This window comes from Vibrio sp. Vb1755 (genome assembly GCF_033338635.1).
Taxonomy (GTDB): Bacteria; Pseudomonadota; Gammaproteobacteria; order Enterobacterales; family Vibrionaceae; genus Vibrio; species Vibrio alginolyticus.
The window spans coordinates 1-19,272 of sequence record NZ_JAWOTA010000007.1 but is presented as its reverse complement, the minus strand read 5'-3'; the positions used below and the strand labels follow the sequence as shown (position 1 = coordinate 19,272).

17 protein-coding genes are annotated in these 19,272 nt (G+C 42.8%); 10 read left to right on the top strand and 7 right to left on the bottom strand.

Annotated features, from left to right (window positions below; genetic code table 11):
- Position 1: 1 nt before the first annotated feature.
- Complete coding sequence (gene bcsQ / locus R7E00_RS08630) at positions 2-781, bottom strand: cellulose biosynthesis protein BcsQ (RefSeq protein ID WP_005382068.1); 780 nt, start codon at positions 779-781, stop codon at positions 2-4.
- Positions 778-975 carry a hypothetical protein gene (locus tag R7E00_RS08625; protein WP_021034149.1) on the bottom strand — a complete coding sequence of 66 codons (198 nt, stop codon included), beginning with the start codon at positions 973-975 and terminating at the stop codon, positions 778-780. Before R7E00_RS08625 ends, bcsQ begins: the two co-directional genes overlap by 4 nt.
- Positions 976-1,445: 470 nt before the next feature.
- Here R7E00_RS08625 and bcsE point away from each other — a divergent pair, with 470 nt between their 5' ends.
- The 5 genes from bcsE to R7E00_RS08600 all read left to right on the top strand — a co-directional run bounded on the left by bcsE (position 1,446) and on the right by R7E00_RS08600 (position 6,363).
- Positions 1,446-3,029 carry a cellulose biosynthesis protein BcsE gene (gene bcsE, locus R7E00_RS08620; protein ID WP_053303303.1) on the top strand — a complete coding sequence of 528 codons (1,584 nt, stop codon included), beginning with the start codon at positions 1,446-1,448 and terminating at the stop codon, positions 3,027-3,029.
- Positions 3,026-3,202, top strand: a complete 177-nt coding sequence (locus R7E00_RS08615; RefSeq protein ID WP_017819966.1) for a hypothetical protein — start codon at positions 3,026-3,028, stop codon at positions 3,200-3,202. Before bcsE ends, R7E00_RS08615 begins: the two co-directional genes overlap by 4 nt.
- Positions 3,202-4,827, top strand: coding sequence for a cellulose biosynthesis protein BcsG (gene bcsG, locus R7E00_RS08610; protein ID WP_262606274.1), 1,626 nt, complete (start codon positions 3,202-3,204; stop codon positions 4,825-4,827). Before R7E00_RS08615 ends, bcsG begins: the two co-directional genes overlap by 1 nt.
- Before the next feature lie 153 nt (positions 4,828-4,980).
- The gene (locus R7E00_RS08605; RefSeq protein ID WP_005382060.1) at positions 4,981-5,898 is read left to right on the top strand and encodes an SPFH domain-containing protein; all 918 of its coding nucleotides are present in this window, start codon (positions 4,981-4,983) and stop codon (positions 5,896-5,898) included.
- A gap of 3 nt (positions 5,899-5,901) precedes the next feature.
- Complete coding sequence (locus tag R7E00_RS08600; protein ID WP_017634826.1) at positions 5,902-6,363, top strand: NfeD family protein; 462 nt, start codon at positions 5,902-5,904, stop codon at positions 6,361-6,363.
- Positions 6,364-7,203: 840 nt separating this feature from the next.
- Here R7E00_RS08600 and R7E00_RS08595 read toward each other — a convergent pair.
- The 3 genes from R7E00_RS08595 to zipA all read right to left on the bottom strand — a co-directional run bounded on the left by R7E00_RS08595 (position 7,204) and on the right by zipA (position 12,183).
- Complete coding sequence (locus tag R7E00_RS08595; protein WP_005382055.1) at positions 7,204-8,613, bottom strand: hypothetical protein; 1,410 nt, start codon at positions 8,611-8,613, stop codon at positions 7,204-7,206.
- A gap of 510 nt (positions 8,614-9,123) precedes the next feature.
- Complete coding sequence (gene ligA / locus R7E00_RS08590) at positions 9,124-11,136, bottom strand: NAD-dependent DNA ligase LigA (RefSeq protein ID WP_017819968.1); 2,013 nt, start codon at positions 11,134-11,136, stop codon at positions 9,124-9,126.
- 90 nt (positions 11,137-11,226) lie between these two features.
- A complete protein-coding gene (gene zipA / locus R7E00_RS08585; RefSeq protein WP_042523140.1) occupies positions 11,227-12,183 on the bottom strand; it encodes a cell division protein ZipA in 957 nt (318 codons plus the stop codon).
- 251 nt (positions 12,184-12,434) lie between these two features.
- Here zipA and cysZ point away from each other — a divergent pair, with 251 nt between their 5' ends.
- From cysZ to crr, 5 genes are all read left to right on the top strand, one after another.
- Positions 12,435-13,178, top strand: a complete 744-nt coding sequence (cysZ, locus tag R7E00_RS08580; protein ID WP_025998633.1) for a sulfate transporter CysZ — start codon at positions 12,435-12,437, stop codon at positions 13,176-13,178.
- 164 nt (positions 13,179-13,342) lie between these two features.
- Positions 13,343-14,311: a cysteine synthase A gene (cysK, locus tag R7E00_RS08575; protein ID WP_005382045.1), complete on the top strand. Its 969-nt coding sequence runs from the start codon at positions 13,343-13,345 to the stop codon at positions 14,309-14,311.
- A 300-nt stretch (positions 14,312-14,611) separates the two neighbouring features.
- On the top strand, positions 14,612-14,869 hold the full coding sequence (locus tag R7E00_RS08570; protein ID WP_005382043.1) for an HPr family phosphocarrier protein: 258 nt from the start codon (positions 14,612-14,614) through the stop codon (positions 14,867-14,869).
- A gap of 140 nt (positions 14,870-15,009) precedes the next feature.
- A complete protein-coding gene (ptsI, locus tag R7E00_RS08565) occupies positions 15,010-16,734 on the top strand; it encodes a phosphoenolpyruvate-protein phosphotransferase PtsI (protein WP_005389298.1) in 1,725 nt (574 codons plus the stop codon).
- A gap of 121 nt (positions 16,735-16,855) precedes the next feature.
- A complete protein-coding gene (crr, locus tag R7E00_RS08560; protein WP_005382041.1) occupies positions 16,856-17,365 on the top strand; it encodes a PTS glucose transporter subunit IIA in 510 nt (169 codons plus the stop codon).
- A gap of 96 nt (positions 17,366-17,461) precedes the next feature.
- On the opposite strand, the gene R7E00_RS08555 is transcribed toward crr, so the two are convergent.
- Together R7E00_RS08555 and R7E00_RS08550 are read right to left on the bottom strand one after the other, a co-directional pair.
- Positions 17,462-18,586 (bottom strand): flagellin, encoded by a 1,125-nt coding sequence (locus R7E00_RS08555; RefSeq protein ID WP_262606273.1) that lies wholly within the window; start codon positions 18,584-18,586, stop codon positions 17,462-17,464.
- A 116-nt stretch (positions 18,587-18,702) separates the two neighbouring features.
- On the bottom strand, positions 18,703-19,272 hold a 570-nt coding region (locus R7E00_RS08550; RefSeq protein WP_206958538.1), incomplete at its 5' end, for a flagellin.

Below are 19,272 nucleotides of genomic sequence, written 5' to 3'. Positions count from 1 at the left end.
ATTAGCTTTGGTCCTGAGCGCTTGATAACGCTGATACACACCAAAAAGCAAAAGACTGAAAATCTTTTGCGGCTTGGCTCGATGGCGAATAGTGTTGAACGGTCGTCAGGTTTGCCACACATTCAAGCAATGCCGTATCTCGATGAATCGAAACAGGAATCAAGGATTCGCTAAGTTCCTTTTTCAGCACCAACATGAAATCACGACCAATTTCGGTTTCTGGCTGATACTTATTCACCAAAAAACGTAATTTGTCAGAGCGAAGCAATCTCGATAGCTCTTCATGTTGTAGCCAAGATTGAAGAGTGAGATAACTCAGGGCGTCTGCCGTTACCACCACCACAATCATATCCATTGAGTCGACAAAAGATCGCACTTCAGGATCAGTAAGCTCTGCTAAGTCGGCGTGAAAAAGCAGCCACTGCTCACCACGGTTTTCGCTCACTTGCAACGTCATTTCACCTAGCATTGATAGATAGTGAGAACGCTCATTAAAAAACGCTTTTAACTGCTCAGAATTCAGATGGCCAAACGGTAAAAAAAGTGCACCTTGTGGGCTTTCATAACCAGCCTGGGTCCAAGGCTTATCTAAAAGAAGTTGTTTCGCCCAGCCTCCTTGCTCTTCCCTCGGCAAGCCAAGATGAGCTTGCAGTAAACTATTAGGCACCACCTCAATGGCCAGTACCTGTTTATTTATCTTAACTAACGCTTGTGCCAAATTCGCAGCGACGGTCGTTGAGCCACAGCCGCCTTTTAAACTAACAAATAGAAGGCGCTTCATATCGCTTCCGTTTCTGAATTTTTCTGCGTATTACGTACCAAAGATAGAACATTACGAGCACCGTTGGCTTTGAAGACTTGCCACTTATTTTTAACTTGTACGTAAGACTCGTTTTCTGTTGTTTCAATATACGTGTATTGAGTTAAGTTATAAGAAGAGTAGATCGAATTAATATCTTTTGCAGACTCAGTCATAGAATTTTTCACAATGTAACGGAGCTTAAACTGAGATAACAGCAATCCCGCCACTATCATTTTCAGTATAAATTCCATTGTTAAAAAATTGACGCATCGACCTATGCGTCTCATATTTATAGAACGATGATGAATGTGAATAAGTTTATTTATAGCCCATATAAATAACAAAGGCCTAAATAATATTTAACTTCAGAAAAAAGGATTACAATAATGAATTGTTACCATCCATTTAATACACATAAGAAATTTAAATATTTTAAATGAGAATCATAGACTTAGAGACTATTGATTTTAAACTCATAAACATCATGTGAAGCACATGCTATAACTATTTTAATTTCTGATCAATTTCGTTTAATATCTTAGCGTCATTTTCTTGTCACTAAGAAAATCAAAATTGTAACGATTAGCATACAACGGATTGTGAGCTTCACAAAACACATTAAGTTATTGATTTAAGGCTCTTTATGTCATCACTCTCTGAATCATCTGCTATTAAAAACGAACGAGAGATAAACTCTGTTTATGTAAACTTATTTACTCATAAACAGATGCTTATTGATTATTTGTTCAGTACACTACCGGAAAATGACAACACTTCACTTACAAGCTTTACAGACAAAGAAACTTTTTTGTCCACATTGAATGATGAAGCCTTAATGAAATTCAATGACTTATCTAAAACCCACCTTGAACAGTGTTTTTTTCTTAGTCATAAATTCACAAAAAAAACACCCAAAGCTATAAATCTTGCTAAAGACATTCACCAAACGAACATAAAGAAGTTTTCTACATGTCTATTAGTTGTTCCAGACTCGCTACTATCATCAACTAATGATGATTTTATAAGTGTCTTTCTACAAAGCTTAAATGAGCTGGCAAATAATAAAAAAATCACTATTAGTGTTTGTATATATGGGCATCTGACGACTTCACTATTAAAGCCCATTCTTATTTCTCATAATAGACACATTGCAGGTTTGGCGACCATGACATCATTAGATGACGCTCGCTACTGCTATCTTGTGGATTTTTGGTCCAATAAACACGGTGTAATTACCCAACACGAATACATTCTCACTAAAACTAAAGATAAAACACTAAAAGCAACGTCTTACGAAACGCATCAATCTCATGTCATGCCAGAAGACAAATCGGATAGCGATAGAATCTATGTCAGCAGAAGAGCTTTCAGAGAAAGCGTGAAAGCCCCAAAAGGGATGCGTGTGGCAGAGAGCAATCAAGGACTCATAGCGATGCTAGACAACCCTCGCTCTTCAACTATTGTTTTCAGCTGTGATAACCAAAGCGAAGTTCAACAGATCGCGTTAGATTGCTACCGTTTAAGGTCCGCGTATGGCCGTCAGCTAAAGATTATTGTCAGGGAGACCCAACAATGTCTGAGATATGCAGATGAAAAGTTCTTACTTCGCTCGGGGGCAAACTTCATTTCTCACGCGCAAATCCCCCCAATGCGCTTTATGACTCAGGTTGAAGCAATTCAAGGCCAGATGCTTACACGCCCAATTCCTGACAGTTTAGAGGCGCTCTTAAAGTATGACCTTAAGTTTGGTAGCAAAGGCTACTTACAAAACCAGGACTTTAGCCAATACTGTATTGACGTCATTTCCCACTCAACACACTCAAATGTGAACTTTGCGCTTATCAAGCTGAACTTATTACCAGGTATGACGGCAGAGGAATGTTTACGTCTTTGCCATATTCGAAGAGATGGCGACGTTGTGACAGCCTGCAACAAAGCTCTATATGTCTTGTTCAGTGCTATTCGACATAGCGATATTGATATTGCACTCAACAATATATTTGAGTTCCCAGTGAGAGACTTATTTCATTCAACTCACACGTTTGATACTCAATTAGATATCGAAACAGAGTTAAAATTCATCGTTCAAGATGAAGCCGTCATATCCGACGACGTTTCAGCTCTGGCGACAGAGAGGAAAATATTCCATACCGCCACTAACTCCATTACTGATGTTCCTCCTTTGTTTGCTGTGAAAAAAACCATCGAGCTCAAGGAGCGTTCATGAATATTAACGATTTTTTACTGACCGTGATTATCAGCTCAGGTATTGGCCTACTCCTAGGATACTTTATCCGTGACCTAGTAAACGCTACCCGACGCTTTTACCACAAGCACTTAAAACGCTCGCGCTATTTTGAGCTAGATACATCAGCCACTAATACTAAGAAGCTTAAGTAATGATATCGCATTCTCATGACTCTACCCCCTCTACTATAGGATTGGGCTGGTGGAATATTTACTTTATCGCAAAAACAGCGCTCTATTTTCAAGGAATCATCGATTTCCATCCAATAGAAAACTTTGCGCTGTTGATCTTCATCCTGCTTCCTATCTCGATGAAAAGCCTAAATGCGGTACGTCATATCGTTGTATTTGTCGCCGCAGCGTGGCTCTTGCATTACGATTCTTACCTACCTCCTCTAGACCGTCTTTGGGCTCAAGCGGGACAGTTAATGCAGTTTGAATTGAGTTATCTGGTCGAGCTTTTGGGACGATTTTTATCATTCCAAGCAATACTCGGATTGCTCGCTTTGTGTGGTGCGTACTTTATTTTGAGCAAGTTCGTTAGAGTTTCAGTCTTTGTGGTTATTGCGATGGTCTATATAAGTATTCCTATGACGACTGAACCCCAGACAACAGTGGCTGCAGAAGTAGCTCAACAACAGCCGACAACCGAGGTTACTGCTAGCAAACAACCTCAAATAACGGAAATTAATGATGCCAGTTTCAACACGTTAACTGCAGATTTCTTTTCTAAAGAAGCTTCTCGACGTGTGGCATTCGATACCAACAGCGCAATGGATGCTCCTTTCGATTTGTTGTTCTTGAGTATTTGCTCGGTCGCGTGGGATGACATCGAAATTGCAGGACTGGCCGATCATCCTCTATTCAAAGAATTTGACATCATGTTCGACAACTTTAGCTCTGCAACGTCATACAGCGGGCCTGCGGTCATTCGTCTGTTACGAGCCAATTGTGGTCAACAGGAACACAGTCAACTGTTCCAGCCAGCACCATCAAAGCAGTGCTACTTGTTCGAAAGTTTGAAAGAGCTAGGCTTCACAGAAAATTTACTGATGAACCACAATGGTGTCTTTGATAGCTTCCTTGAATTGATCAAAAAAGACGGCGACTTACAAGCGGCTCTTATGTCTCAAGAAGACTTAACTCCTTACCAAAAATCTTTTGATGGCTCTTCGATCTTCCGCGATAAGCAAGTATTGGATAACTGGTGGCAGCAAAGACTTAACAGTAGTGACGACAAAGTCGTGGCACTCTACAACTCAATTTCACTACATGATGGCAACAGGATCATCAATGCGAATTCAAGCACATCTATTGCTAGCTACCAAATGCGCCTTAAGAATTTGCTTGATGATCTCCACGCGTTCTTTAAAACCTTAGAGTCCTCAAAACGCAACATCGTTGTCGCTTTGGTACCAGAACATGGTGGTGGAATGCGAGGAGACCGCATGCAAATTTCGGGTATGCGAGAAATTCCTGCACCGACAATCATTCATACACCGGTAGGAATTAAAATCTTCGGAGAAGGAATTCAGCGTCAGGGCGACACCGAACACGTAAGCGAGCCATCTAGCTATCTGGCATTGTCGCAGCTCGTTTCGAATATCCTGGATAAAAACATTTATCAAAGTAAGACGTTTAGCCCTTCAATATTGACAGAGAACCTACCAGAAACACGAGTTGTCGCGCAGAACTCAGGCTCTACTGTGATTGAAGTACAAGGGAAATATTATGTTTCTCTTGATGGTTCAAGTTGGATTGAATACCCCGCAAAATAGCGAGAGTAAAACCATGCAATGACAAAGGCCGGTGTTTCCGGCCTTTGTCATATAAAAAACCAATAACCTCTCAAAGGTCTCAGAACTTCAATTGTCTATTGTCTATAAATAGGTAAAAATGGATCGAATATTATGCACTTAAGGGAATAACTCATGCCAATTGATTCACTGATCACCATCGGTATTTTCGTCGTTCTTGCTGTCGTTATCTTATCTTCAGCCATTAAAACGGTTCCGCAAGGAAACAACTGGACAGTTGAACGCTTCGGACGCTACACCCACACATTAAAGCCGGGTTTAAACTTGATCATTCCATTCGTTGATAAAGTTGGTCAAAAAGTAAACATGATGGAGCGCGTTCTCGATATTCCTGCGCAAGAGGTCATTTCAAAAGATAACGCTAACGTGGTTATTGACGCTGTCGGATTTGTTCAAGTGATCGATGCTGCAAAAGCGGCTTATGAAGTCAACGACTTAGAACACGCTATTAGAAACTTGACCCTTACGAACATTCGTACCGTTTTAGGTTCAATGGAACTGGACGAAATGCTGAGCCAACGCGACATGATCAACTCTAAGCTGTTGGCGATTGTTGACCAAGCAACAAACCCTTGGGGCGTAAAAGTCACACGAATTGAGATTAAAGATGTCCAGCCACCAGCCGATCTGACCGCTGCAATGAATGCGCAAATGAAAGCCGAGCGTAATAAGCGTGCGGAAATTCTTGAAGCAGAAGGGGTTCGCCAAGCTGAGATATTAAAGGCCGAAGGTCATAAACAATCAGAGATATTAAAAGCTGAAGGCGAAAAGCAGTCTGCTATTCTCCATGCAGAAGCACGTGAGCGTGCCGCGCAAGCAGAAGCAAAAGCGACTTACATGGTTTCCGAAGCCATTGCAAAAGGTGACATGCAAGCCGTCAATTACTTCATTGCACAGGGTTATACCGAAGCGATCAAGAGCATTGGTCAAGCCGAAAATGGTAAAATCATTATGCTTCCATTAGAAGCAACCGGACTAATGGGCTCGGTTGCAGGGATAGCAGAAATGTTTAAACAGCAAGATAAAGAATAATTTATGGACTTTTTTAGTTTGTTGGAAGGTATCTCTTTCTGGCATTGGCTAGCGTTTGGCTTTGCTCTTTTAGCAGTTGAGCTACTTGGTACCGCAGGGTATTTTCTCTGGCTCGGGATGTCTGCACTTATCGTTGGAGCACTCATGACCGTTTTGCCAATGAGCTGGCAATTGCAATGGCTTTGCTTTGCAAGCTTCAGCTTAATCACCACCTGGCTTTGGTGGCGACGACAATGGTCTAAAGACAAGCAAGAAGACCAAGAAAGAGATCTGAACCAAAAGTACAAGCAGTTAATTGGGCGTACTCTTATCCTTGAAGAAGACTTTTCCGTCGGGCTCAATCGCATCAAGGTAGCCGATACCACATGGTCCGCACAATCGGATCAAGCACTTCCAGCCGGTACCCGCGTAAGAATCACCGATGTTGAAGGTATTATTTTAATCATTGAGCCTGATTCTAATTAATTTATGCCAAAGTAATGGGGCAAATCATGCTCCATTACTTTAATCTAAACAACTGCTTTCATTTCATTACCTTAATTAAAATCGAGAAAAAAATAAGTATTAGTAATATTATTAATACCCTACCTACCATTTCCTATTATTTAATTATTCAACACACGACAATCAATAAGATAGAAATATATCTAGGTAAATTATCGATCTAAATTTATTTTAAAAAATAAAACTTTATTGAATTATTTTTTGATCTTTTTATCCTCGGATACATACTTAACGCATAAGCATTTAAGTTGAGTGCTTTTTATTTGGTAAGTAAGAGGATGTACTATGAATAAGCTTCTCTTTTTAATGTTGTGCGGTATTTTTTCTTTTTCTTCCTTTGCCTACAACAACGGAAACGGCGGTACAACTAATTTGGGACCTATAGTCGAATGTAAGATGCCAAGTGGCGACGTTACGAATATTCCAAGTGAAATGTGTCGATTTAGAGGTGGGGAATGGGAATAGTAAAGAAGTAAGAGCTTAGTTTGATATAATAGCCCTATTCAACCTTGCCTTTCTGCGTAGTCACGGTTTATACAAGCACGTAGATATTTAAAGTTTATATTAAGGTGATTATTATGAGATTTTTATCTGGTCTATTAGTAATATCTTTTGCCATAATTCCGTTAACCACTCATGCTAATGGTGCATCCGGTGGTCGTACGTTAGGCCCAGAGATAAAGTGTGAGTTGCCAAACGGTAATGTACATATGTTGCCACCGTTATATTGCAAAATATACGACGGCCGAGAAGTGAAATAGAAAAGGAGCCTAGCGGCTCCTTTTATTATCTCATTAAGTATTAGTGGAAGCTGTAAGGGATAAGAACTTGTAGACGTAAGTCTGTTTCATCCGCATCGCCAGCACCTGCGTACTCATCACGTTCTAGGATTGTACCGTGTAAACGAATGGTAGAACCTTTAAGCGCGCCACTTTGTAGTGAGTAAGATACTGTTGCGTTAACTGCGTATTCGCTTTCGTAATCCCAGTCACCTGATGCTCCGCTTGCTGCAGAGTCAGCGCCAGTACCGTAACCAAAGCCTAGGTAGTAGTTCCAGCCGTTACCTTGGTTGTAAGATAGACGGTTGTACCATGCTAGCTCACCCGCTTTGTTCCAGTCAGACAGCGCGTCCCACCACTGAGACCAAGTACCATTGTTCATACCATATGTATGAATAGTACGAGGAACGAAGTCCGCACGGTTATCTGTGTCTGTGTAGCGCAACTCAGACATCCAAGCTAGCTTGCCGAAAGATTGATTCAAAGATAGACCAGTGTGGAAACCTAGACCATCGTATTTCACATCATCGTCAACACCGTAGAAATCAAATGCTAGAGTTGTACGGTCACTAACAGTGTACTTCAAGTAAGCCTTGTAAGAAGTGTTGTCAGTTTCGTTGTGGTAGCTAGTTACTTGACCTGCACCCCAGTCAACACCATTTGCATATTGAACGCCAGTAGCTTGACCCAAACCAAGTTGCATAAACAAGCTGTCAGTTAGGTTACCGTTTAGGCCTAGAGAGTGTAGGTAGCTCCATGAAGTGTCAGACCAAAGCGCTGGTGCGTAATCATCTTCGTGAAGCAGCCAAGGTGCTGTAAATTGGTCTGCGCCAAAGTAGCTTAGGTTGAAATCACCAAGTTTAGCGTTTAGTTCGAAACCACGGTAAGTACCAGGTACAAAGCTCCAAACGTTACCGATTGTACCGTTACCACCAGCCTGTAACATACCGAAACGAGCATTAAAGTTTTCGTTTGCTTTGAATTTCAGCGCTGCTTTGTAAACTTTAAGCTGCTGACCATCACCTGCACCCCAGTCTAGGTTGTTACAAGTTGAGATTTCGTTACATAGGTAGCCTTCGTTTGAATTGTAAAGACTATCGTTGTAAAGATCGCCAGAGTAGTAAGCCGCAACATCTGCGCCCACCCAACCATCGTGGTAGCCAGAAGTGAAGTCTAAAATTGCGTTGTAAGAAGAGTAGTTTAGACGACTCCAACGGTCACCATTTTCACCGCCGGGCTTACCTGTTGTACGAGTTCGTGAACGAGTATCAACTATGAATAATGCATTCAGACTTGAGTCTTGCATAAATTCGTTCACTTTCTCTACGTACTCGCCACCTGCTGCACTTTCAGTAGACGCTGTAGCTGGAGCGACAGCAACAACACCAAACATTGCTGCGGTTAACGCTGAAACCTTAAAAAATTTGTCCATGGAAAAACTCCTAAAAATGGATATAGCTGTATTTTTCTATCTCACCTTTAGTTGGCCGCCGAAGGAGAGAAGTAAATTCCTGATCAAACCTCATTATTTCTAATTTGGCTTTTTTTAGTTCCTGCATACACACCGTGTATCCACGTGATTAAGACTAACTTCGCAGCTAAAAACATCCAAATGGAACTTATTTTTTTTCTAAAAAAATATGAGCCACTCCAAAGTTCCATATAACTTATTGATCCAGATCTTATTTTTAACAACAGCAACACAACACAACAAATTGTCATTTAAAATCAAACACTTAAATTGAACTTAAAAGTATCAACTTGAAGTCACTCGCAGACTAAAAAAGCCAAAAAAACCAATAACCCAAGGTTCGATCTTGATCACTGAAAAGAACAAAGGCATCAATTACTCAATAAAAAAACACTTAATTATGAACAATAAAAAGCCCCGCATGCTTACCATACGGGGCTTTTAGTTATTTTTTAGCTTTTTTGAGAAGACTTAATTCATCAGTTCGAGTAAGTCTTGTTCTGTTTTAATTTCGATACCCAGTTCTTGTGCCTTTGCGAGCTTCGAACCTGCATTTTCACCAGCAAACAAAATATCGGTTTTCTTAGAAACACTACCCGTCACTTTAGCCCCCAGTGCTTGGAGGGCTTCTTTGGCTTCTGTACGCCCCAGTTGAGAAAGTGTTCCCGTTAATACTACTGTTTTACCTTCTAATGGTAATTCCCCCACCTGCTCAGTAGTATTAATCTCTGGCCAATGAATTCCTTGTTCAAGCAAATCTTTAACCACCGCTTGGTTCTGTTCTTCACTAAAGAAAGTCGTAATATGTTGAGCAACCACAGCACCGATGTCTTGCACTTCAATCAACTGCTCTTCGGTAGCATTTTGGATCGCTCCCAACGTTTTAAAGTGCATTGCTAAGTTTGCTGCGGTTGCCTCGCCAACTTCACGGATCCCCAGTGAATACAAAAACCGAGGTAAAGTTGTTTCTTTGGATTTTTCTAACGCATTCACAATATTCTGCGCAGACTTTGGCCCCATGCGATCTAGTACGGTTAAAATCCCCGCTGATAACTTAAATAAGTCAGCAGGAGTTTTCACCATCTCACGATCAACAAGCTGCTCGATCACTTTATCGCCTAAACCGTCAACGTCTAACGCTTTACGAGAAACAAAGTGTTTTAGCGCTTGTTTGCGTTGGGCTTGGCAAACTAAGCCCCCCATACAACGTGTTACCGCTTCTCCTTCGATCCGCTCAACATGCGAACCACAAACAGGACACTGAGTTGGGAAAACAATATCTCGAGCTGTTTCTGGTCGACGCTCTTTGATGACAGATACGACTTGCGGAATAACATCGCCAGCACGGCGGATCACAACGTGATCACCAATCTTGACCTGCAGACGTTCTATCTCATCTGCGTTATGAAGCGTCGCATTACTTACCGTTACCCCGCCAACAAATACAGGCTCTAGTTTAGCAACAGGTGTAATCGCACCAGTGCGACCGACTTGGAACTCCACTTCATTCAGTGTCGTCATTTCTTCCTGTGCTGGGAACTTGTAGGCAATCGCCCAACGTGGAGCGCGAGCAACAAACCCCAGACGCTCTTGCACGGCAATATCGTCAATTTTAATAACGACACCATCGATCTCATAAGGGAGGGCATCACGACGCTGCAATATATCTTGGTAGTAAGCTTTTACATCCGCCAAGCTTTCAACTCGCTTAGTTTCCGGACACATTGGCAGTCCCCAAGATTTGATTTGCAAAAAGCGTTCGTAATGACTTGCTGCCAATTCTGCGCCTTGCACCACGCCTACACTGTATGCATAGAAGCTAAGCGGACGAGAAGCCGTAATACGTGAATCCAATTGTCGTAAGCTACCTGCCGCAGCGTTACGTGGATTAACAAAGATTTTCTCGCCTTTCTTCCTTGCTAATTCATTGAGCTTTTCAAACCCAGCTTTCGGCATAAAGACTTCACCACGAACTTCAAGACGATTTGGCCAGTCATTACCTCTGAGTTTTAAAGGAATGGCTTTAATCGTACGCACATTCTCTGTGATGTTTTCACCCGTAGTACCATCGCCTCGAGTGGCCGCCTGAACTAATACGCCATTCTCATATAACAAACTTACGGCGAGTCCATCCAATTTAGGCTCACAACAGTATTCTTTCACACTCTGGCTGCCCACGCGCTCTTGTGCGCGCTTGTGGAAACTATCAAGTTCACTATCATCAAACGCGTTATCAAGCGAAAGCATCGGTACTTCATGTGTCACTTGGCTAAACGCAGAGAGAGGTTGTCCACCGACACGTTGGCTTGGCGAGTCTACGGTTATTAAGTCAGGGTTCTCAGCTTCAATATCCAGTAACTCTCGCATTAAACGGTCGTACTCGGCATCAGGGATCTCTGGGTTATCTTCCACGTAGTAACGCACAGCGTGGTAATGCAACGACTCTTTTAGTTCTTCTAGTCGCTGAAGTACTGATTCAGACATAGTAAAGCCCCGTGTATTTTCAATCGGTGAGGTTGGGAAATCCAAGAAAAAGGGCTCCATCCGGAGCCCTATTATTATTTGCTGTTAAGATTATGCGTTAGCGGCATTAAACTCAACTATTTGACGTCGATAAGATGCTAAACGATCTGGCGTCATTAAGTTGCGCTGGTCATCAAGTACGTTACCACCTAAGTCATCAGCAATTTGCTGCGCAGTTCGGAGCATTAAGTTGAAGTTCTGTTCAGCCTCGCCATAACAAGGCAATGTCATGAAGAATGAAATACCCTTCGTTGTAAACTCAGCAGGATCAGCATGCTCAAACGTACCAGGGTGCATCATATTAGCGACGCTAAACAGCACTTTGCCGTTACCGGACAAGTCAACATGACGATGGAAAATATCCATCTCGCCATAAATTAGACCGTTTTGTTGCATACTTTCAAATAAAGCAGTACCAACAAATGGCTCTTCACCAGCACAGTGCACATTCAATACAATCACTTGCATTTCAGGTTCTGGCTTTGGCTCTTCCTTAGGCTCTGCAACGACAGGCTCACTAACCGTTTCGACTTGCTGTTCTTTCTCCGTAATATCAAACGCGGCGGGAATAACGTCTTCTTCCACAGCAGGCTGGAATGGCTCTTCAGCTACTGTTGCTTGAACAACAGGCTCAACGTCCTCTTCTTTATCTTTTTCTGCAACAAATGAAGGGATGTCATCCGGCTCCTGCTGCGTCTGTTTGACTTCAGATGGACCACCGAATAACGGGTCAGATTCAAACTTGTTGTCGAAAGAGCTCGCCATCCCAAAATCTGGTTCTTTGCGATCTTTGCGAATGATCTCAAAGTCATCTTCAGGAGCGGGAGCGAAGTCTCGTTCTTTCTCAACAAGATCATTTTTGTCTTCTTGGTCAACATCCAGCTTACCAAGTGGCTTGTTACCAAACTTTGCTTTGCCTTCTTTTTTACTGCTCCATAAACCATGAAACAGTAATGCCGCGATGGCTAATGCGCCAACAACAATGAGTACGAATCGCAATTCCTGCATTATTTACTCTCAATATACTTGTTTTTACTACTCGCAGTTCCTTGAGCAGCAACCCAAGTGCAATAAATCTGAATGATACGTTTACTTTACCAAAACTATATGTAGATTTAGAACAACTTAATGCAAGAAGTTCCGTTTTTTGTTGTGATTCTTGCCACGATTCCACTTAACAAGACGTCATTTGTCAGGGCATTGAAAGAAAAGTCCTCACAGGTACAATGAGTTTTCATTTACACGAAGCCAAAATAGACATGAAGCAAAACAATCAGCAGAGAACCGGGTTCGGTTATTTTCTATACGGGATACAATTGGCACTTGCCCCTAAAATCAGGCGCTTTGTCATCTTACCTCTACTTGCAAATATCTTGCTTGTAGGTGGTGCCATCTTCTATCTATTTTCAAACCTTAATATATGGATAGAAGGCTGGATTGGGCAGCTGCCTGAGTTTTTATCCTGGTTAACTTACATTCTTTGGCCTTTACTCGCTCTGACGATACTCGCTACCTTCTCCTATTTTTTCAGCACGCTCGCGAACTTTATCGCCGCGCCATTCAATGGCCTCTTGGCTGAAAAAGTGGAAGAGTACTTAACGGGACAAAAGGTAAATGATGATGGTTTCACTGCCGTCCTGAAAGATGTTCCTCGCGTTTTAGCTCGTGAGTGGAGAAAGCTCCTTTACATTTTACCTAAAGCAATAGGCCTATTCCTGTTATTGCTCATCCCTGCCCTTGGACAAACAGTAGGCCCATTTTTATGGTTTATCTTTACCGCCTGGATGCTCGCGATTCAATATTGTGACTACCCGTTTGATAACCATAAAATCCCATTTAACGACATGCGTTACAAATTGAAACAAAAGCAAGGTAAGGCCTATGGCTTTGGGGTATTGGTGTCTGTGTTTACGACGATCCCAATTTTGAACCTCATTGTCATGCCTGTAGCAATATGTGGTGCAACCGCTATGTGGGTCGCGGAGTTTAAGCACCAACGATAGTCGATTAGAGATTAAGGAAAGGGATCAGCGCCAGCTTTTCCCTTTTCTTTTATCAAGTTCTGGGCCAACCTAATAAGATATAACTTTTTAATCCTTTTCCCTTTTTTTCATACCGCATATTCTTCTATCCATATTCACACAACGTGTAATGAAGGAACATCACTATGAGCAAAATCTACGAAGATAACTCTCTTACTATTGGTAATACACCTCTCGTTCGTCTAAACAAAGTAAGTAAAGGCAAAGTTCTCGCAAAAATTGAAGCGCGTAACCCTAGCTTCAGTGTTAAGTGCCGTATCGGTGCAAACATGATTTGGGAAGCAGAGAAAGCGGGCCTTCTTAAGCCAGGTGTAGAGCTTGTAGAACCTACCAGTGGTAACACTGGTGTTGCTCTAGCATTCGTAGCGGCTGCTCGCGGTTACAAGCTAACATTAACCATGCCTGAATCAATGAGCCTAGAACGCCGTAAGCTACTAAAAGCACTAGGCGCGAACCTTGAGCTGACTGAAGCGGCGAAAGGCATGAAAGGGGCGATTGCTAAAGCAGAAGAAATCGTAGCAAGCAACCCTGAGAAGTACCTACTTCTTCAACAATTTGACAACCCAGCGAACCCAGAAATCCACGAAAAGACTACGGGCCCTGAGATTTGGGAAGCGACAGACGGTGAAATCGACGTATTCGTTGCTGGTGTTGGTACGGGCGGTACTATCACAGGTACTAGCCGTTACATCAAAGGTGAAAAAGGCAAAGCCATCACTTCTGTTGCAGTTGAGCCAGCAGAGTCTCCGGTTATTGCACAAGCACTTGCTGGCGAAGAAATCCAACCTGCCCCACACAAAATTCAAGGTATCGGTGCTGGTTTCATCCCTGGTAACCTCGATTTAGACATTATTGACCGTGTTGAGCAAGTTACCTCAGAAGAAGCGATTGAGATGGCTCGTCGCCTAATGGAAGAGGAAGGTATCCTAGCTGGTATCTCATCTGGCGCAGCGGTTGTTGCAGCGAACCGACTTGCGGAACTACCTGAATTTGAAGGAAAAACAATTGTAACTGTCTTGCCAAGTTCCGGTGAGCGTTACCTAAGTACAGCACTCTTTGCAGGTATCTTTACCGAAAAAGAGAACCAACAATAATATGTGTTCAAATCAATTTTTAGTTTAAAAAAGCCCCGTTTAGGGGCTTTTTTGTTGATCCCTGCCCTACCTTTGGTAATATCAGGGTGTTTTATTTCTAGCTTCAAAATAAAGAAGCAGAACACAAAAAGGTTTCAAAGTGATTACGCACGCAAACAGTTGCGTAGTTACCAAACTTTTGACTAGTATCAGAACTGACGCGCTTTGAACTCTTCCCGTGCTAGCGCACAAGATGTAAAGCAGTTAAGCTAAAATCTGGTCACAAACTAACAAAAAAATACATTTATTGGGGTATATCACATGTACGAGAAGCAAGTAGAAATCACAGCAGAAAACGGCCTTCACACTCGTCCAGCTGCACAGTTTGTTAAAGAAGCAAAAGCATTCGACGCAGACATCACTGTGACTTCTAACGGTAAAAGCGCTAGCGCTAAGAGCCTGTTCAAACTACAAACACTAGGCCTAGTAAAAGGTACTCAAGTTACTATTTCTGCTGAAGGCCCACAAGCTCAGCAAGCAGTTGACCACCTAGTTGCTCTAATGGACCAACTACACTAATCCGGTCTCCTACTCCAGAAGCCATTTTGTGAAAGCAAAATGGCTTCGTTGGAAATAGGCTCAAAACTAAGCTAAAACTATTCGTTAGCGCACCCATTATTCTCCCGTTTTATAAAGTTGACCAAACTTAAGGTAAGGCTATGATTTCAGGCATCCTAGCATCTCCTGGTATTGCAATCGGTAAAGCACTACTACTTCAAGAAGATGAAATTGTCCTAAACACAAACACTATTTCTGACGATCAAGTAGAAGCTGAAGTTCAGCGTTTCTTTGACGCTCGTAACAAATCTGCAGCTCAGCTAGAAACTATCAAGCAAAAAGCGCTTGAAACGTTTGGCGAAGAAAAAGAAGCGATCTTTGAAGGTCACATCATGCTTCTTGAAGACGAAGAGCTAGAAGAGGAAATCCTAGCACTTATCAAAAACGACAAGATGACTGCTGATCACGCTATCCACTCAGTGATCGAAGAGCAAGCATGTGCTCTTGAGTCTCTAGACGACGAATACTTAAAAGAGCGTGCAACTGACATCCGCGATATCGGTTCTCGTTTTGTTAAGAACGCACTAGGCATCAACATTGTTTCGCTTAGCGATATCAACGAAGAAGTAATTCTTGTTGCTTACGACCTAACGCCATCTGAAACTGCACAAATCAACCTAGACTACGTGCTTGGTTTTGCTTGTGATATCGGCGGTCGTACATCTCACACTTCAATCATGGCTCGCTCACTTGAGCTTCCAGCTATCGTTGGTACTAACGACATCACGAAGAAAGTTAAGAATGGCGACATGCTGATTCTTGACGCAATGAACAACAAGATTGTTGTTAACCCATCAGAAGCTGAGCTAGAAGAAGCGAAAGCGGTTAAAGCAGCATTCCTAGCTGAAAAAGAAGAGCTAGCGAAACTGAAAGACCTACACGCAGAAACGACTGACGGTCACCGTGTAGAAGTTTGCGGTAACATCGGTACAGTGAAAGACTGTGACGGTATCCTTCGTAACGGCGGTGAAGGTGTTGGTCTGTACCGTACTGAATTCCTATTTATGGACCGTACTGCGCTACCAACTGAAGAAGAACAGTACCAAGCGTACAAAGAAGTTGCGGAAGCAATGAACGGCCAAGCTGTGATCATCCGTACTATGGATATCGGCGGCGATAAAGATCTCCCATACATGGATCTTCCAAAAGAGATGAACCCATTCCTAGGTTGGCGTGCTGTACGTATCAGTCTAGATCGTCGTGAAATCCTTCGTGATCAGCTACGTGGCATCCTACGTGCTTCTGCACACGGCAAACTGCGTATCATGTTCCCAATGATCATCTCTGTCGAAGAAATCCGTGAGCTTAAGAAAGCGATCGAAGAGTACAAAGAAGAGCTACGCGCTGAAGGCCACGCGTTCGACGAAAACATCGAAATCGGTGTTATGGTTGAAACTCCTGCTGCTGCTGCGATCGCACACCACTTAGCGAAGGAAGTGTCTTTCTTCTCTATCGGTACAAACGACCTAACTCAGTACACGCTAGCGGTTGACCGTGGTAACGAGATGATTTCTCACCTATACAACCCACTATCACCAGCTGTACTTACAGTGATCAAGCAAGTTATCGACGCTTCTCACGCAGAAGGTAAATGGACTGGTATGTGTGGTGAACTTGCAGGTGACGAGCGTGCAACACTTCTACTTCTAGGTATGGGTCTGGACGAGTTCTCAATGAGCGGCATTTCAATCCCTAAAGTGAAGAAAGTTGTTCGTAACTCTAACTTCGCAGAAGTGAAAGCAATGGCTGAAGAAGCCCTTTCTCTACCGACAGCAGAAGAAATCGAAGCCGTGGTAGAAAAGTTTATTGCTGAGAAAGCTCAGTAATCGGTAGTACCAAGTAATTCAATACTTAATGGCCATTAGACGGCGAAAAAAGTCGTCTAATGAGCTATATTGGTATACTATAATTCGACAGAATAAAACCAAACCTTAGGAGCATGACACAATGGGTCTGTTTGACAAACTTAAGAAGCTTGTATCTGATGACAGCGCTGACGCTGGTGCTATCGAAATCATCGCGCCACTTTCTGGTGAGATTGTAAACATCGAAGACGTGCCAGATGTTGTTTTCGCTGAGAAAATCGTTGGTGACGGTATTGCTATCAAGCCAGCAGGCAACAAAATGGTAGCTCCTGTAAACGGTACTATCGGTAAGATCTTCGAAACTAATCACGCGTTCTCTATCGAGTCTGACGACGGTGTTGAGCTTTTCGTTCACTTCGGTATCGACACAGTTGAACTAAAAGGCGAAGGCTTCACGCGTATCGCTGAAGAAGGTCAAACTGTTAAAGCTGGCGACACTGTAATTGAATTCGATCTAGCTCTTCTAGAAGAGAAAGCGAAGTCAACGCTAACTCCAGTTGTTATCTCTAACATGGACGAAATCAAAGAGCTAAACAAGCTTTCTGGTTCTGTAACTGTTGGTGAAACTCCAGTTCTACGTGTAACTAAGTAATTTTTACTTAATCGAACACGAAAAAACGCTGCCATTGGCAGCGTTTTTTATTACCTGAAATTTTGTTTCTGATCGACTTACATCAATGAAATCCGCTCAGCTAAGTAATCCAAGTGCCGAACTCTGCCTTTGCTTCGCTTGAGCGAGTAATGCAGTTGTCGCATCTTGGAGCACTTGAGAACGCACCATTTCCGTAGATTCTCTTGCGAAGTCTGTATCTCTTATTCGACTCTTGGATTCTGTAACACTCCGATTCACAGTATTTAAGTTATCCACCGAACCATTTACACGGTTCTGAAAGCTGCCAATTTCACTCCGGTGCGAATCAACATACTTAATTGCTGCATCAATCACCCCAATTGAAAGCTGCGCCTTACCTGCCGTCGACATATCGATGTCATCCATTGTGACTAATTGACCAGCGCTCACATCAAGCTCATCCGCTAAACTCCCTTCGAGAACCACACCCTCTGGCGCCTTCATCGTAGAAGCGAAGAATTGCAGTTCGTTGTTTTCCGTTACTGAAGCATTCACTATCGATTGTTGAGCATTGATGTAAGTGGCGACCTGTTCTATGCGGTCACCCAATTTGAGTCCAATGGATTCCGTTTGGGTTTGCCCTTTACTGTCTTGGTATTCGACTTTTAGGGTTTGGTTATCTTTAGTGACTCGCCAATCTTTATCGACCGCATCACCAACATAATGCTGCCCTCCCATCTCTGGGATATGGCTACGCATGTTACGTAACGTCAAAGAGATTGAATTAGCGTTCGCGCCAATATGGAAACTTTGTGAACCGTAAGATCCATCAAACAGGTTTTTATCCGCAAATGTTGTCGTGATCGCGACACGATCAAGCTCATCTTGCAGCGCTACGACCTCATATTGAATACTTTGCCGATCACTTGAGTCATAACTGCCGTTTGCTGCTTGAAGCCCCAGAGAGCGTAAGCGTTGCAATATGTCACTGCTTTCGTGCAATGCTCCCTCCGCTGTTTGAGCAACAGAAAAAGCGTCGTGCGCATTTCTTAAGGCGACATCAAGCCCTCTCGTTTGTACATGGAGAGTATTCGATATCTGTAAACCTGCCGCATCATCGCTCGCCGAGTTGATTCGAAACCCCGAAGTTAGGTTGCGTTGTGACTCAACATTTTGCGCAGCTGCTTGACTCAGGTGTCTCTGCGCCACCATCGCAGAAACATTGGAATTTAAAGAGATCATCTAATCGATATGAATGCCTTATCGAACATACTGTCAGGACACATCTGAATCGTTATAGCCAATAAGCAAAAAGCCAGGGATGAGCCTGGCTTTGGTTTCTTGCTTTGTTAAATTGATTAACCTAGCAGACTTAGCGCTGAGTTAGGCGCTTGTTTCGCTTGCGCAAGGATTGAGCTTGACGCTTGCGATAGAATTTGTGATTTGGTCATTGCCGTCGTTTCTTTCGCGAAATCTGTATCTTTGATACGGCTCTTCGACGCATTCACGTTCTCGTTAATGTTGTCCAAGTTGCTGATTGCGTGGTTGAAACGGTTCTGGAATGCACCTAGCTCTGCGCGGTGGCTGTCTACGTATTTCAGTGCCGCATCGATGATAGCAACAGATTCTTGTGCGCCACCAACTGAGGTTACGTCGATAGTATCTACTGTTACTTTTTTGCCTTCGCCTAAGCCTAGTTCACCAGATAGACCGCCTGAAAACTCGACCTCGCCCTCAACTTTGTTGTTGCCAGCGAAGATTTGCAGTTTACCGTCTTGGTCTACTGAGGCTTTCACTAGGTCAGTTTGGCCGTTAATGTAAGTCGCAAGCTCTTCGATATCGTCACCCGCCTTTGCGCTGATGTTGATTTCTTGCTCTTGGCCGTAGCTGTCCGTTAGGTTGATTTTTAGGTCGTTCTTACCTTCAGC